This window comes from Streptomyces sp. NL15-2K (assembly GCF_030551255.1).
Taxonomy (GTDB): Bacteria; Actinomycetota; Actinomycetes; order Streptomycetales; family Streptomycetaceae; genus Streptomyces.
The window spans coordinates 7,951,916-7,967,234 of record NZ_CP130630.1 but is presented as its reverse complement, the minus strand read 5'-3'; the positions used below and the strand labels follow the sequence as shown (position 1 = coordinate 7,967,234).

The following is a 15,319-nucleotide window of genomic DNA, read 5'->3' as shown; positions in this document are numbered from 1 at the left end:
TCCCCCGTCGCCGAGGTCACACCCGAGGCAGGGACTCCAACCCGATGCCGCCCTCGATCGCGAGGATGCGGTGCAGCCTCGTCGCGACGAGCAGGCGCTGCATCTGCGGCGGTACCCCACGCAGCACCAGTCGTCGGCCGCAGCGGCCGGCCCGCCGGTGTGCACCCATGATCACCCCGAGTCCCGTGGCGTCCCAGGAGTCCAGCTCGGACAGGTCCAGTACCAGATCGCCGGCTCCGTCGTCGACGGCCGAGTGCAGGACCGTACGGGCGTCCGCCGCGCTGCGGACGTCGAGGCGGCCCCCGACGACCAGCTCGACGTGGTCGCCCCTGATGTGCATATGCGCTCCCCATGTGCGTGCGTGCCGTGCTCCGCGTTGTGATGCCTTGCTGTGGTGTCCGGTGATGCAACCTCTGACGGTGAAGAGCCGTCAGAGGTTGCCGTCTGTAAGCGAACCGATACCGAATTCACCCCAGGGTGTGATGCCCGAGGGGCGTGTGCGGTTACCGCGCTTGCCTCAGTGCTTGTAAAAGCCCTGCCCGCTCTTGCGCCCGATGTCACCGGCGTCCACCATCCGGCGCATCAGCTCCGGTGGGGCGAACTTCTCGTCCTGGGACTCGGTGTAGATGTTGCTGGTGGCGTGCAGCAGGATGTCGACGCCGGTGAGGTCCGCCGTGGCGAGCGGTCCCATGGCGTGGCCGAAGCCCAGCTTGCAGGCGAGGTCGATGTCCTCGGCGGTGGCCACGCCCGACTCGTACAGCTTGGCGGCCTCGACGACGAGCGCCGAGATGAGCCGGGTGGTCACGAAGCCGGCCACGTCCCGGTTGACGACGATGCAGGTCTTGCCGACGGATTCGGCAAACTCCCGTGCGGTGGCGAGGGTTTCGTCGCTCGTCTTGTAACCGCGCACCAGCTCGCACAACTGCATCATCGGGACCGGCGAGAAGAAGTGCGTGCCGACGACGCGCTCCGGGCGCTCCGTCACGGCCGCGATCTTGGTGATCGGGATGGCGGAGGTGTTGGAGGCGAGGACGGCGTCGTCCCGCACGAGCTTGTCGAGGGTGCGGAAGATCTCGTGCTTGACTTCCAGCTTCTCGAAGACGGCCTCGACGACGATGTCCGCGTCGGCGGCGGCGTCCAGGTCGGTGGTCGCGGTGATGCGGGCGAGGGCGGCGTCGGCGTCGTGCGCCTCCAGCTTGCCCTTGCCGACGAACTTGTCGTACGAAGCCTTGATGCCGTCGGTGCCACGCCTGAGCGCCTCGTCGGTGACGTCACGCAGGACGACGTCCCAGCCCGCCTGCGCGGAGACCTGGGCGATACCGGAACCCATGAGTCCGGCGCCGATGACGGCAAGCTTCCGTGTCACTGTGCGACTCCCCATTGAAACGCGTTACACGCTGCTTACGTATGCTTCTCCGCCGGAGACTAGCGCTCGCGAGGGGGTATGTGACCAGTAAGTAATGCGCGTCACGTCTGCTTCCCATTCCTGCAGTGTTGTTGCTGCTCGGATTGGCTAATTCGCTCTCCGCACCGGGGTGCTGGAGTCCTGGACCGGCAGTCTGGTCCGTCGGCGATCGGCCCGTTCCTGGATGATCTGCTTCACCCGCGTGTGCGGTGTGTACAGGGTGATGTCGGGGTCACTGTCTCGTTCCAGGACGTTGATCGCTCCCGCGTGGTCTGCCTGCCACACCGCCCCGCACCGAGTGCAGTGAAGCCGGTCCCCTTTACGCATGCCGAGGATCCGGCAACAGGGGACGACTTGTGAGGTGTAGGCCGCGTTGACCAGCGTCAGCGCAGAACCTCTGCGCTCCGACAGGCTGTTGAGTGCCTCGGCCGTGACGCCCTTGGTCCAGGCGGCGAGGCGACGGTTGGTCTTCTTGCCCAGCTTCTTCCGGGACAGGAAGGGGCGGGTCAGGTCTTCGGCGACGATGTGCTCCGCCTTGTCGACCACAGCGTGGACCGCGGTGAAGGTCACCGAGCGGACACGAGCTTCGAAGGCATGGTGTCGGCGGTTGCGTTTGATGGTGCCGAGGTTGTTTTGGCTGATTCGGTCGGCCTTTGCCGAGTCACCAGACGCGCGGGCCTTATCCGCAACGGCCTGGATCTTTGCCCGGCGGACGTTCTTGGCATTACGGGAGTCCGACTCCGTCCGAAGCAGGTCGCCGAGTTCCAACCCGTGGTGGTTGCCGTCAGAGTCGGTGAGGACTTCCGAATATCCCTTGTCGACGCCGATCTTTGCGGTTCCGCACGGCCGCTGACTGGACTTCAGAGTGGAGTCCTCGATCTGGTAGTGCACTTCCACACGGCCGTCACGCAGGATCAGCCGCAGCGTCCCCGTGGGAGCGACCGTGGTGTTCAGCGGGATGGCGATCAGTTGTCGGCGGACCAGCGAGGGAACGGCGAGCCAGATGTCGCCACTCTCGGTCAGAGTAAAGGTGCGATACAGGTCGGAGCGGACCACGATCTGATTCTCGGTGCGGTTCCGGCCATGCTTCCAGTGCTTCCGCATCAGGCGCGACAGATACGGATCGTCCATCCATCGGTCGCGCTTGAGCGCCGTGAAGAGCCGCTTCCGCTCGGCCTCGTCGCGGGTATGGCGTCGGATCGCCTGCCGGACCAAGGCCTTGGCTGCTTCACGGTTCGCCTTGATGTCGGCGACCGCGTCCCGCAGTGTCTCCTTCCAGTCAGTGGCGAGCACCCCGAAAGCCTCGGCAGTACAGTCCTTCATCCACTGGTCGCGAATGGTCCGGTCGGAGACACCAACGCCAGCCAGCGCCCCGTACTTCCGCCACACCAAGGAGCGCACCCTCCCAAGTCGCTGGGCCTGCTCAGCGAGCTGCTCATACTTACGAGCATTGAGGTTCTTGCTGTAAGCGATGCGAGTGACCTTCACCAGCCACCACCCGGGAGTCTGCCCCTCAGCGCCCGCTCAGAGCGTCGCCAACCGCACACGCAGCAGGTGAAGGCATTCGCCACCACGCCCCTCCACCCCCAGTCGGTGTCACAGAATCGGTCACCACACGCAACGAGCGCCAGGCGAAAAGGTCACTCGTTCGCTACTCGAACTCCCATCCCGGTCGTGACACCCACACTCCGGCCTCACCACCACCAACCCATAGCCGTGGGCGCACGAATGTTCTGGCAATTCCAGTAGCGCTTACCCTGACCACATGGTCAATCTGACGCGCATCTACACCAGGACCGGCGACCAGGGCACCACCGCCCTCGGCGACATGAGCAGGGTCGCCAAGACCGACCTGCGGATCTCCGCGTACGCGGACGCCAACGAGGCGAACGCGGTGATCGGCACGGCGGTCGCGCTGGGCAACCTGGACCGGGAGATCGTCAAGGTCCTCATCCGCGTCCAGAACGACCTGTTCGACGTGGGTGCGGACCTGTCGACGCCCGTGGTCGAGAAGCCGGAGTTCCCGCCCCTCAGGGTCGAGCAGTCCTACGTCGACAAGCTGGAGGCGGACTGCGACCACTTCCTCGAGGGGCTGGAGAAGCTGCGCTCCTTCATCCTGCCCGGTGGGACGCCCGGTGCGGCTCTGCTGCACCAGGCCTGCACGGTCGTACGGCGTGCCGAGCGCTCGACCTGGGCGGCCCTGGAGGTCCACGGTGCCCAAGGAGAGAACGGCAGCATGAACCCCCTGACCGCGACCTACCTCAACCGCCTGTCCGACCTGCTGTTCATCCTGGCGCGGGCCGCGAACAAGGACGTCGGGGACGTGCTGTGGGTGCCGGGCGGGGAGCGCTGAGGCGTTCCTACCGGTCGCGCGCCGCCTGGTACAGGCCCGTCGCGACGAGAACGCCGCCGACGCACATCATCACCACGCCGACCTTCGTCAGGGTGACGACCGGGACCTCCACTCCCCCGGTGAACAGCCACAGCACCAGGCCGGCCACGAAGGTGGCGGCACCCTCCAGCAGGTTCCTCGTCGCCGCGCTCATCGCCGGACACTCTCCTTCGAGGACGTGACCTCAGCCGCGCTCACGCCGTCGCCCGGGTCCTTCTTCGGCCAGATCAGGTACGCCAGCGCGACCAGGCCATGGATACCGGCGGCCCTGAGTGCCGCCCATTGGAAGGACCGCAGGGACGACACGTCGCCGTCGTCGCCGACGTACCAGACCGCACCCTGGAGCAGCGCGCAGGCGACGGCGGCCGCGAGGACCGTACGGAGCCACAGGCGGCCCTCGTGCCGGGCGCGCGGCATGCCGTAGCGCGGGGGTTTCGGCGGTGGCGGGGCCCCGCCCAGGCGGTGCGCGGCGTGGCCGTCCAGCCAGCGGATCGTGTAGTGGCCGTACGCGACCGTGTAGCCGATGTAGAGCGCCGCCAGCCCGTGCTCCCAGCTCGGTTCGGCGCCGTTCTTCAGGTCGATCGCCGTCACGACGAACAGGACGAGCTCCAGCACGGGCTCGCACAGCAGCAGCGCCACGCTGGTCCGGCGCCACTTCAGCAGGTAGCGGACGGCCAGGCCGAGCGCCAGCAGCACCCAGAAGCCGACTTCGCAGGCGATGATCAACGCGACGATCACGACGTACTCCCTTCGGTCACTCCTCAAGGCTCCCGTCGGGATCGCCCGCGATCGTCGTCGGCGGTGACGAAGTCGGGGTACATCGAAAGATGCAGTGCGGGACCGTTCCCGGGAATCAGGCGTTCGGCGTGCTCGCCCTGTTGGATGGACACATGGCCGTACGACTCCCCCGACCGCACCGCTTCGACCTGTGCGCCGCGCTCGCCGGACTGCTGGGCGGGCTGCTGCTGTGGGGCGTCGGCCTGGGCACGCGTGCGGGTGACGATCCGATCGTGCTCTTCGACGGCCGTTGGCCGATCCTGCTGCCGCTCGCCGTGACCGCCGGCTGCGAGGCGATGCGCCGCACCCTGCCCCGCACCGCCCTGCTGGTGGGATGGGCCGCGCTGACCGTGGACACCATGACCCAGGGCAACCTGGTCACCGTCGTGATGTTCACCGACCTCGTGTACGCGGCCGTGGTGTACGGACCGCCCGCCACCGCCCGCCGCGTCCCCTGGATCACCGGTCTGCTGACCGTGGCCGGCACGGTGGTGCCCGTGGCCGTCTTGCAGAAGCCGGAGGCCCTGCTGATCGGCGTGGTCATCGGCCTGGTCGCGCTCATGCCGGCCGCCACCGGCTGGATCGTCCGCAACCACCGCGACGCCGCCGAGGCCGCCCGGCTGCGCGCCGAACAGACCACGCTGCTCGCCGAAATGGACCGCACCCAGGCGGTGACCACGGAACGCGCCCGTATGGCACGGGAATTGCACGACATGGTCGCCAACCATCTCTCCGCCATCGCCATCCACTCCACCGCCGCGCTCTCCCTGGACGACCCGGAGACCTCCCGGGAGGCGCTCGCCGTCATCCGCGAGAACAGCGTGGAGGGCCTCGCCGAGATGCGGCGGCTGATCGGGATCCTGCGCGACGGAGACAGGGAGCCGGCCGCGACACCGACGCTCGAAGGACTCCCCGCGCTCGTCGACGGCGCCCGCACCAACGGACTCGACGTCACCCTCGACGCCGACCACGGCGCCCTGCCGGCCCCGGTCGAGCTCGCCGCCTACCGCATCGTCCAGGAGTCCCTCACCAACGCGCTCAAGCACGCCGGTCCCGGCCGCGTCACCGTCGCGCTCGCCCAGCGTGACGGCTCCCTCACCGTCGCCGTGACCAGCCCGTACGGCGACCGGGACGGGCCGCGCGCCCCCGGTTCGGGCGCCGGACTGGTGGGGATGCGGGAACGGGCCGCACTGCTGGGCGGCGGCTTCGAGGCCGGCCCCGAAGACTCCGCCGACGGCAAGATCTGGGCCGTACGAGCGACCCTCCCCGTCACCGACACCACCCCAGGAGGCCCCGCATGATCCGCGTCCTCGTCGCCGAGGACCAGTCCGCCGTCCGTGCCGGACTCGTCCTCATCCTGCGCAGCGCACCCGACATCGAGGTGGTCGGCGAGGCGTCGGACGGCGAACAGGCGGTGGCGCTGGCCCGGGAGCTGCGGCCCGACATCGTCCTGATGGACATCCAGATGCCCCGCCTCGACGGCGTCTCCGCGACCCGCCAGGTCGTCGCCGAGAACCTCGCCGACGTGCTCGTCCTGACCACGTTCGACCTCGACGAGTACGTCTTCGGCGCGCTGCGCGCGGGCGCGTCCGGCTTCCTGCTCAAGAACACCGAGGCGCGCGGGCTTCTCGACGCGGTCCGTACCGTGGCGCGCGGCGAAGGTCTGATCGCGCCGGCGGTCACCCGCCGTCTGATCGCCGAGTTCGCCGCGAAGCCCGTACGCGGGCCGTCGGCCGACCCCTCCGTCCTCGACGCGCTGACCCGGCGGGAACGGGAGGTGCTGTCCTGCCTCGGGGAGGGCCTGTCCAACGCGGACATCGGGATACGTCTCGCCATGGCGGAGGCCACCGTGAAGACCCACGTCAGCCGCCTCCTGGGGAAGCTCGAACTGCGCAGCCGCGTTCAGGCGGCGGTCCTGGCCCAGGAGTTGGGCCTGTAACAACTGACTACCTCGGACTGTCTATTGGTCTGGACCTATTGACCTATGGTCCAGACCTTTCTATTGTCCTGCGCACCTCACCAAACTCCCCCTAGGAGACGCGGATGCGCCTCGGACACAGACTCGGACTCAGGCACCGACCGGGACACAGAGCCGTGGCAGGGCTCACCACCCTGCTGCTGCCGTTCGCCGCCCTGGTCGGGCTCGCGAGCCCCGCCTCCGCCGCCCCGTCGGCGACCGCCACCTACGCCAAGACCCAGGACTGGGGCTCCGGCTTCGAAGGCAAGTGGACGGTGAAGAACACCGGCACCACGGCCATCACTTCCTGGACCGTCGAGTGGGACTTCCCCTCCGGCACGTCCGTCACCTCCGCCTGGGACGCCGACGTCACCGCCTCCGGCACCCACTGGACCGCCAAGAACAAGTCCTGGAACGGCACCCTCGCCCCCGGCGCCTCCGTCTCCTTCGGCTTCAACGGCACCGGATCCGGCTCGCCCTCCCACTGCGAGCTCAACGGCGGCAGCTGCGACGGCGGCGGCACGGTCCCCGGCGACGCGGCCCCCTCCGCGCCCGGCACCCCGACCGCCTCCGCCGTCACCAACACCACGGCGAAGCTGACCTGGAGCGCGGCCACCGACGACAAGGGCGTCAAGAACTACGACGTCCTGCGCGACGGCGCCAAGGTGGCGACCGTGACCACGACCTCGTACACCGACACCGGCCTGACCGCCGGCACCGACTACTCCTACACCGTCCAGGCCCGCGACACCGCCGACCAGACCGGCCCGGTCAGCGGCGCGGTCAAGGTGCGCACCACCGGGGGGACCACGGAACCTCCGCCCTCCGGCTCCAAGGTCAAGCTCGGCTACTTCACCGAGTGGGGCGTCTACGGCCGCAACTACCACGTCAAGAACCTGGTGACCTCCGGCTCCGCGCAGAAGATCACCCACATCAACTACGCGTTCGGCAACGTCAAGGACGGCAAGTGCGTCGTCGACGACACCTACGCCGCCTACGACAAGGCCTACACCGCCGACCAGTCCGTCAGCGGCACCGCCGACACCTGGGACCAGCCGCTGCGCGGCAACTTCAACCAGCTCCGCCAGCTGAAGGCCAAGTACCCGCACATCAAGGTGCTGTACTCCTTCGGCGGCTGGACCTACTCCGGTGGCTTCGGGCAGGCCGCCGCCAACCCGGCCGCCTTCGCCGCCTCCTGCAAGGCCGTCGTCGAGGACCCGCGCTGGGCCGACGTCTTCGACGGCATCGACATCGACTGGGAGTACCCGAACGCCTGCGGCCTGACCTGCGACACCTCCGGCCCCGCCGCCTTCAGGAACCTGATGCGGGCGCTGCGTTCGGAGTTCGGCTCGAACTACCTGGTCACCGCCGCCATCACCGCCGACGGCTCCTCCGGCGGCAAGATCGACGCGGCCGACTACGGCGGCGCCTCGGCCTACGCCGACTGGTACAACGTGATGACGTACGACTACTTCGGCGCCTGGGCGGGCACCGGGCCGACCGCCCCGCACTCACCGCTCACCTCGTACCCCGGCATCCCGGCCGCGGGCTTCAACTCCGCCGACGCGATCGCCAAGCTGAAGGCGAAGGGCGTCCCGTCCGCCAAGCTCCTGCTCGGCATCGGCTTCTACGGCCGCGGCTGGACCGGCGTCACCCAGTCCGCCCCCGGCGGCACGGCGACCGGCGCGGCACCCGGCACGTACGAGGCGGGCATCGAGGACTACAAGGTGCTGAAGAGTTCCTGCCCCGCCACCGGCACCGTCGCGGGCACGGCGTACGCGCACTGCGGCAGCAACTGGTGGTCGTACGACACTCCCTCGACGATCGCCGGGAAGATGACCTGGGCCAGGAACCAGGGCCTGGGCGGCGCGTTCTTCTGGGAGTTCAGCGGAGACACCCCGAACGGCGAGCTCGCCGCAGCGGTGAGCCGCGGGCTGAGCTGACGCCCGCCCCGGCACCGGGCAGCTCGCGGTGGGCCGGCGCCCGACGCCCCGGAGAGGCAGGTCATGTCCCTGCCTCTCCGGCTTCACCGTCACCGCTCACCCAGCCCCCGCGACAGCCGGTCATGTGCGGTCGTCGCTCGGCCACCGCACGCCGTCGGTCGGGAAAGGACGTCATCCCCACCTCACCGCGCGTCAGATCTCGGGCGCGGCGATCCGCGTGTACGTCAATCCGTTGCTGGTACCGGCGGGTGTGGTGACCGTGACGGAAACCGGCCCCGCGAGGCCTGGCGGGGCGACGGTGGTGATCTGCGTCGGGGAAGCCACGGTGAACGTCGCGGGCACGGCGCCGAACGTGACACCGGTGGTGGCCGCGAGATCGCTGCCGGTCAGCGTGACGACCGTGCCACCGTGGACCGACCCCTGGTCAGGTGCCAGGGAGGCCAGCAGCGGGTCGTTGAGATAGACGTATTCGACGGGGTTGCTGGTGCCGCCGGGGGTGGTCACCGTGACCGCCACGGCACCGGTCGCCTGGGCGGGGGCCACCGCGGTGATCCGCGTACTGCTGTCGACAGTGAACGACGCCGCCACCCCGCCGAACCGCACCGCCGTCGCACCGAGGAGGTCGTTGCCGGTGAGCGTGACCGTGGTGCCGCCCGCCTTGGGTCCTGAGAGAGGGGCGAGGCCGGTCAAAGAGGGCGGCGCGACGTAGTAGAAGAACGCGTTGGGATCGGCGGCGTTGCTGGTGCCGCCGGGGGTGGTCACCGTGACCCCCACGGCACCGGCCGCCTGGGCGGGGGCCACCGCGGTGATCCGCGTACTGCTGTCGACAGTGAACGACGCCGCCACCCCGCCGAACCGCACCGCCGTCGCACCCGAGAGGCTGGTGCCCGTCACCGTCACCGTCGTCCCCCCGGTCTGCGGGCCCTGATTCGGCGACAGCCCGGTGACGGAGGGAACTGCGGCGTAGGTGAAGGTGAGGGCGTTGCTGGTGCCACCGGGGGTGGTCACCGTGACCCCCACGGCACCGGGCGCACGGGCGGGAGCCACCGCAGTGATCCGCGTACTGCTGTCGACAGTGAACGACGCCGCCACCCCGCCGAACCGCACCGCCGTCGCACCCGAGAGGTTGGTGCCCGTCACCGTCACCGTCGCCCCGGTCTGCGGGCCCTGATTCGGCGACAGGGCCGAGAGGGAGGGAGCCGCGACATAGGTGAACGGAACCGACTGGCTGCTCGTGCCCTGGGTCGTGCTGACGGTGACGTTCACGGTGCCGGTGCCTGTGGGAGTCACCGCCCTGATAGTGGTGGGGCTGTCGACGACGTACGTTGGGGCCGTCTTGACTCCGAAACGGACGTTGGTCACTCCCGTGAAGTCGGTTCCGGTCACGGTGACGGTGGTACCACCCGAGGTCGGTCCCTGGTTGGGACTGACCGAAGACACCACAGGGGCAGGCATGACTGTGCTCCTCCACGCAGGACTGGGAATCCATCTGACGAGCCGCCACGCCATGGCGTGGCGGCGAGGTCGAGCCCGTCCGGGCGGCGGGGGGGAAGCCCGCCCGGACGGGGGTTCAACGCCTCCTTGTCACGGAGGCGATGGGACCGGTCAGATACCGGGGCCCGCGACGTAGGTGAAGCCGCCGAGCTCTGTGTCGGACCCGGCGGGGTTGGTCACGACCACGTCGGCCGGTCCCGCGGTCCCGGGCGGAGTGACCACGGACAGCGTGGTCGCGTTGACCACCGCGAACGGCGCCGCAGTACCGTCGAAGGTGACCGAGTCCGTGCTGTCCAGGTTGGTTCCGGTGATGGTCACCGCCGTCCCACCGGAGGTCGAGCCCTCGGTCGGGGCGATGGTCCCGACCACGGGGATGTCGACGTAGGTGTAGCTGAGGCCGTTGTTGGTGCCGCCCGCCGTGGTCACGCTCACCGACACGGGCCCCGCCGCAGCGCCCGCGGGCACCGTGACGCTGAGCGAGCTGTCACTGCTCACGGTCGGGGTGGCGGTGACCCCGCCGAACGACACACTGCTGGCCGTCGACAGCCCGGTGCCGTTGATGGTGATCGTGTTGCCGCCGGCCAGCGGCCCGGAGGTAGCGCCCAGCGACGACTTGAACGGAGCGCCGACGTAGAAGAACGGCACCGGGTTGCTGGTACCGCCCGGGGTGGTCACCGTGACCCCAACCGTGCCGGTCCCCGAGGGGGAGACGGCGGTGACCTGCGTCGGGGAGACGTTGGTGACGCTCGTGGCAGGCTTGCTGCCGAAGTTCACTGCGGTCGTGTTGGACAGGTTGGTGCCGGTGATGGTCACCAGGGTCCCGCCACCGGTGGAACCCTGATTCGGAGAGATGGGCATGAGGACACTCCTCGCTGGTTGATGGGGACATGCGAGGAACCGGCATGAATGGCCAGTCATCGACTGCCACGTCACAGGAGTGGGACCGCCGCCGACGGCGCGCACGTCAGCCTCTGTCCGGACCCGTTCCAAGGTGCGGCGAGCACCGATCAGCCGTGCAGCCGCGCCCGGGTGAACGAACCGACACAGGCGCTCCCGCACACCCAGCCGGGCGCGCAGCAGCCTCCGCCATCTCCCCTGGGCAAGGAAAAACCGGCAAACGCTGCCTGTCAGAACGTTCCCCCGGCTCGGGGATGGGCAGCCCGCCGGTTCACACTCTCAGTGACCCACGCATCCAATCGAGTGACAAGACAAGAACACTACATTCACTCGAACGGAGTAACCCTTGTCCTTGCCTGTCCTCCTCATCCGCTCTCATCGACTCTCATCCACTCTTCTGCGCCTGACGCACGGGCAGGGACGTGGCAGTGGCTGGTGTGGCGATACCGGACACGGATGCGCTCAACAGTGCGGCTATGGCCAACGCGTGAGGGAGTACAGCGATGTGGCCCAGCGTCGCGGCGAGTAGGTCGTCCGTCGGCGGCCGCGTCACCACGGCCCTCGTGAACCGGGGTACCTCAGCCCTGGAACGCGATCAGGACCCTGGACCATTCGAGTGACATATGCGAGAACCCAAGCGACTACCGGGGCGAGCGTGGATTACTGGAACGGATCCAGCTGGTGGGCCGCCCCATCTCACCGGGGATGCGGTAGTCGGACTACCGACGGCTCTCTGCAGGAGCCCAGGTGATCATGCCGGCATGCCGCGATGGGCACCCTGGTGAAGAATGTGGATCCCGGTCAGCCGGTGCCGTTCGCGGCACCGGCTGACTCGGCGGCCGGGATCACGACAGCTCGCCCCCGCCTCACATCCCCGCATACCAAGCGACTCTCACGGAAGCAAACTGCAACGCGTCGGGACCACGCTCCTCCTCCGCCCGGGACCCGCCGTCCCGGCCTTGAGGCCGCACGGCCGGAGACCGACCGTAGGGCGGTGGCGCGGCGCCACCCGAAGTCGGCGCCCTGCTGTCAGGCGACGTTCACGCGCTGTCCAGGAGGGGCCGCTTCGAGCCACGCGAGGAAACCGGTCAGCGCGTCTTCGCTCATCGCGAGTTCCAGGCGCGTGCCCCGGTGCAGACAGACGAGGATCACGTGGTCGGACAGCAGGGCCAGCTCCTCCTCGCCCTCGGGGACGCGACGGCCGGCCACCTCGATCGACGCACGCTCCAGGACGCGGCGCGGGCGAGGGGCGTAGGAGAAGATGCGGTACCACTCGATGCGGTCGCCGTTGTAGCGGGAGACGCCGTAGCTCCAGCCCTTGCCACTGGTGTCGGGTTTCTCCGGCACGTCCCAGCGCAGGCTGGAGTCGAACGTGCCACCGGAGCGCTGGATGAGCCTGCGACGCAGGCCGAAGACGAACAGTCCCAGCGCCACCAGGACTACGACCAATCCGCACACAGTCAGAGCGAGGACCATCGACACCGACCTCCTCGTCTCCTCGGTAACGGAATGGAAAAAACACCCACATCTGCCTCAGCCGCGACCGGTACCGGAGAGCTCCGGTTCCAGCCGCGGCTGAGTGACGTCATCGCGTGACGCGCTGGTTCAGCGCGCCGCCGCCGCTCGCAGGCGTACGTCCGCGCGACGCTCGGCGGAGGCGTCGCCCTCCGCCTTCGCGCGCTCGAGCTCCCGCTCCGCGCGCTGGACATCGATCTCGTCCGACAGCTCGGCGATCTCCGCCAGCAGCGACAGCTTGTTGTCCGCGAACGAGATGAAACCGCCGTGCACCGCGGCGACGACCGTCCCACCATCACTCGTACGGATGGTCACCGGGCCCGATTCCAGCACACCGAGCAGCGGCTGGTGACCGGGCATGACGCCGATGTCGCCGGACGTGGTGCGCGCGACGACCAGGGAGGCCTCGCCGGACCAGACCTCTCGGTCGGCCGCGACCAGCGCGACGTGCAGCTCAGCAGCCAAGGTGGCTCCTCGGGTCACCACCCGGCGGGTCTGCCGGGTGTTGGTTACAAGTCTAGTAGGCGTGGGTGAGGGGGCGGGACGGGCCCCGCCCCCTCGTCAGAGCACGTGGCTCAGGAGACGCCCAGCTCCTTCGCGTTCTTCTTCAGGTCCTCGAGACCACCGCACATGAAGAACGCCTGCTCCGGGAAGTGGTCGTACTCGCCGTCGCAGATCGCGTTGAACGCGGCGATCGACTCCTCCAGCGGCACGTCGGAGCCGTCCACACCGGTGAACTGCTTGGCGGCGTGGGTGTTCTGGGACAGGAAGCGCTCCACGCGGCGGGCACGCTGGACGACCAGCTTGTCCTCCTCGCTGAGCTCGTCGATACCGAGGATCGCGATGATGTCCTGGAGGTCCTTGTACTTCTGCAGGATCCCCTTGACGCGCATGGCGCACTCGTAGTGGTCCTGCGCGATGTAGCGCGGGTCCAGGATGCGGGACGTGGAGTCCAGCGGGTCCACGGCCGGGTAGATGCCCTTCTCGGAGATCGGACGGGAGAGCACCGTCGTCGCGTCGAGGTGGGCGAAGGTGGTGGCCGGGGCCGGGTCGGTCAGGTCGTCCGCGGGGACGTAGATCGCCTGCATCGAGGTGATCGAGTGACCACGCGTCGAGGTGATCCGCTCCTGGAGCTGACCCATCTCGTCCGCCAGGTTCGGCTGGTAACCCACCGCGGACGGCATACGGCCGAGCAGGGTGGACACCTCGGAACCGGCCTGGGTGAAGCGGAAGATGTTGTCGATGAAGAACAGCACGTCCTGCTTCTGCACATCGCGGAAGTACTCCGCCATGGTCAGACCGGCCAGGGCGACGCGCAGACGGGTGCCCGGGGGCTCGTCCATCTGACCGAAGACCAGGGCGGTCTTGTCCAGAACGCCGGACTCTTCCATCTCCGCGATGAGGTCGTTGCCCTCACGGGTGCGCTCGCCGACGCCCGCGAAGACGGAGACGCCCTCGTGGAGGTTGGCGACACGCATGATCATTTCCTGGATCAGCACGGTCTTGCCGACACCGGCACCACCGAACAGACCGATCTTGCCGCCCTTGACGTACGGGGTCAGCAGGTCGACGACCTTCAGGCCGGTCTCGAACATCTCGGTCTTGGACTCGAGCTGGTCGAAGGCGGGAGCCTTGCGGTGGATGGACCAGCGCTCGCCGTCGTAGGTCTCGTCGGTGTTCAGCACCTCACCGAGGGTGTTGAACACCTTGCCCTTGGTGAAGTCGCCGACCGGGACGGTGATGCCCGAGCCGGTGTCGGTCACCGGGGCCTGACGGACCAGGCCGTCGGTGGGCTGCATGGAGATGGCGCGGACCAGGCCGTCACCCAGGTGCTGGGCGACCTCGAGGGTCAGCGTCTTCTTCTCGCCAGCCTTGGCCGGGTCGGAGACCTCGACGTGGAGGGCGTTGTAGATCTCCGGCATCGCGTCGACGGGGAACTCCACGTCGACGACCGGGCCGATGACCCGGGCGACGCGGCCCGTAGCCGTCGCGGTCTCAACAGTGGTGGTCATTTAGTAGTCACTCCCCGCGGTCGCGTCGGCGAGGGCGCCTGCGCCTCCGACGATCTCGCTGATTTCCTGGGTGATTTCGGCCTGGCGGGCCTGGTTGGCAAGCCGGGTGAGGTTCTCGATGAGGTCGCCGGCGTTGTCGGTGGCCGACTTCATCGCGCGCCGCGTGGCGGCGTGCTTCGAAGCGGCCGACTGAAGCAGCGCGTTGTAGATACGGCTTTCCACGTACCGCGGCAGCAGGGCGTCCAGGACGTCCTCCGCCGAGGGCTCGAAGTCGTACAGCGGGAGGATCTCGCCCTTCGGCGCCGCCTCCTGGGCGACCTCGTCGAGGCTGAGCGGCAGCAGGCGCGCGTCCTGCGCCGTCTGCGTCATCATCGACACGAACTCGGTGTAGACGATGTGGAGCTCGTCCACGCCGCCGTCCGCCGTGTCCGTCTCGATGGCCTCGATGAGCGGGGCCGCGACCTTCTTGGCGTCCGCGTACGACGGCTGGTCCGTGAACCCGGTCCACGACTCCGCGATCTTGCGCTCACGGAAGTTGTAGTGGGCGACACCGCGCCGGCCGACGATGTAGCTGTCGACCTGCTTGCCCTCGCGCTCCAGGCGCTCGGTCAGCTGCTCCGCCGCCTTGATGGCGTTGGAGTTGAAGGCACCGGCGAGACCACGGTCGCTCGTCAGGAGCAGCACCGCGGACCGGGTGACCGTGTCCGCCTGGGTGGTCAGCGGGTGCCTGGTGTTCGAGCCGGTACCGACCGCCGTGACCGCGCGGGTCAGTTCCCGCGCGTACGGCGTGGACGCCGCCACCTTGCGCTGCGCCTTGACGACGCGCGAGGCGGCGATCATCTCCATCGCCTTGGTGATCTTCTTGGTCGCGGTGACGGATCGGATGCGACGCTTGTAGACCCGGAGCTGGGCTCCCATGAGTCAGGT

At 68.8% G+C, this 15,319-nt stretch carries 15 protein-coding genes; 4 read left to right on the top strand and 11 right to left on the bottom strand.

The annotated features are described in order from the left end of the window. Window positions 1–16 precede the first annotated feature (16 nt). The 3 genes from Q4V64_RS36090 to Q4V64_RS36080 form a co-directional block, all read right to left on the bottom strand. Window positions 17–340 carry an STAS domain-containing protein gene (locus Q4V64_RS36090; RefSeq protein ID WP_124436705.1) on the bottom strand — a complete coding sequence of 108 codons (324 nt, stop codon included), beginning with the start codon at window positions 338–340 and terminating at the stop codon, window positions 17–19. A gap of 177 nt (window positions 341–517) precedes the next feature. Then, complete coding sequence (locus Q4V64_RS36085; RefSeq protein ID WP_124436706.1) at window positions 518–1,366, bottom strand: 3-hydroxyacyl-CoA dehydrogenase family protein; 849 nt, start codon at window positions 1,364–1,366, stop codon at window positions 518–520. A 147-nt stretch (window positions 1,367–1,513) separates the two neighbouring features. After that, window positions 1,514–2,893 carry a zinc ribbon domain-containing protein gene (locus Q4V64_RS36080; protein WP_124436707.1) on the bottom strand — a complete coding sequence of 460 codons (1,380 nt, stop codon included), beginning with the start codon at window positions 2,891–2,893 and terminating at the stop codon, window positions 1,514–1,516. Window positions 2,894–3,170: 277 nt separating this feature from the next. Here Q4V64_RS36080 and Q4V64_RS36075 point away from each other — a divergent pair, with 277 nt between their 5' ends. Beyond that, window positions 3,171–3,758: a cob(I)yrinic acid a,c-diamide adenosyltransferase gene (locus Q4V64_RS36075; protein WP_124436708.1), complete on the top strand. Its 588-nt coding sequence runs from the start codon at window positions 3,171–3,173 to the stop codon at window positions 3,756–3,758. Window positions 3,759–3,765: 7 nt separating this feature from the next. On the opposite strand, the gene Q4V64_RS36070 is transcribed toward Q4V64_RS36075, so the two are convergent. Together Q4V64_RS36070 and Q4V64_RS36065 are read right to left on the bottom strand one after the other, a co-directional pair. Then, window positions 3,766–3,951, bottom strand: coding sequence for a DUF5708 family protein (locus tag Q4V64_RS36070; protein ID WP_124436709.1), 186 nt, complete (start codon window positions 3,949–3,951; stop codon window positions 3,766–3,768). Beyond that, window positions 3,948–4,535 carry a hypothetical protein gene (locus tag Q4V64_RS36065; protein WP_124436710.1) on the bottom strand — a complete coding sequence of 196 codons (588 nt, stop codon included), beginning with the start codon at window positions 4,533–4,535 and terminating at the stop codon, window positions 3,948–3,950. Before Q4V64_RS36065 ends, Q4V64_RS36070 begins: the two co-directional genes overlap by 4 nt. Before the next feature lie 152 nt (window positions 4,536–4,687). On the opposite strand from Q4V64_RS36065, the gene Q4V64_RS36060 reads away from it, so the two are divergent. From Q4V64_RS36060 to Q4V64_RS36050, 3 genes are all read left to right on the top strand, one after another. Further along, window positions 4,688–5,875, top strand: a complete 1,188-nt coding sequence (locus Q4V64_RS36060; protein WP_253266620.1) for a histidine kinase — start codon at window positions 4,688–4,690, stop codon at window positions 5,873–5,875. Further along, window positions 5,872–6,513, top strand: coding sequence for a response regulator transcription factor (locus tag Q4V64_RS36055; protein WP_124436712.1), 642 nt, complete (start codon window positions 5,872–5,874; stop codon window positions 6,511–6,513). The genes Q4V64_RS36060 and Q4V64_RS36055 overlap by 4 nt, the downstream gene beginning before the upstream one ends. 104 nt (window positions 6,514–6,617) lie before the next feature. Then, a complete protein-coding gene (locus tag Q4V64_RS36050; RefSeq protein ID WP_124436713.1) occupies window positions 6,618–8,474 on the top strand; it encodes a glycoside hydrolase family 18 chitinase in 1,857 nt (618 codons plus the stop codon). A gap of 192 nt (window positions 8,475–8,666) precedes the next feature. Here the strand turns inward: Q4V64_RS36050 and Q4V64_RS36045 are convergent, their stop codons facing one another. The 6 genes from Q4V64_RS36045 to Q4V64_RS36020 all read right to left on the bottom strand — a co-directional run bounded on the left by Q4V64_RS36045 (window position 8,667) and on the right by Q4V64_RS36020 (window position 15,310). Then, window positions 8,667–9,929 (bottom strand): IPT/TIG domain-containing protein, encoded by a 1,263-nt coding sequence (locus Q4V64_RS36045; protein ID WP_124436714.1) that lies wholly within the window; start codon window positions 9,927–9,929, stop codon window positions 8,667–8,669. A 150-nt stretch (window positions 9,930–10,079) separates the two neighbouring features. Further along, entirely contained in the window at window positions 10,080–10,826 is a 747-nt protein-coding gene (locus Q4V64_RS36040; RefSeq protein ID WP_124436715.1) for an IPT/TIG domain-containing protein, read from the bottom strand. A 1,068-nt stretch (window positions 10,827–11,894) separates the two neighbouring features. Then, a complete protein-coding gene (locus Q4V64_RS36035; RefSeq protein WP_124436716.1) occupies window positions 11,895–12,341 on the bottom strand; it encodes a DUF2550 domain-containing protein in 447 nt (148 codons plus the stop codon). Window positions 12,342–12,470: 129 nt separating this feature from the next. Further along, window positions 12,471–12,845 (bottom strand): F0F1 ATP synthase subunit epsilon, encoded by a 375-nt coding sequence (locus tag Q4V64_RS36030; protein WP_124436717.1) that lies wholly within the window; start codon window positions 12,843–12,845, stop codon window positions 12,471–12,473. Between the two features lie 110 nt (window positions 12,846–12,955). Then, window positions 12,956–14,392, bottom strand: a complete 1,437-nt coding sequence (gene atpD, locus Q4V64_RS36025) for a F0F1 ATP synthase subunit beta (protein ID WP_124436718.1) — start codon at window positions 14,390–14,392, stop codon at window positions 12,956–12,958. Next, the gene (locus Q4V64_RS36020; protein ID WP_124436719.1) at window positions 14,393–15,310 is read right to left on the bottom strand and encodes a F0F1 ATP synthase subunit gamma; all 918 of its coding nucleotides are present in this window, start codon (window positions 15,308–15,310) and stop codon (window positions 14,393–14,395) included. Between the last annotated feature and the right edge of the window lie 9 nt (window positions 15,311–15,319).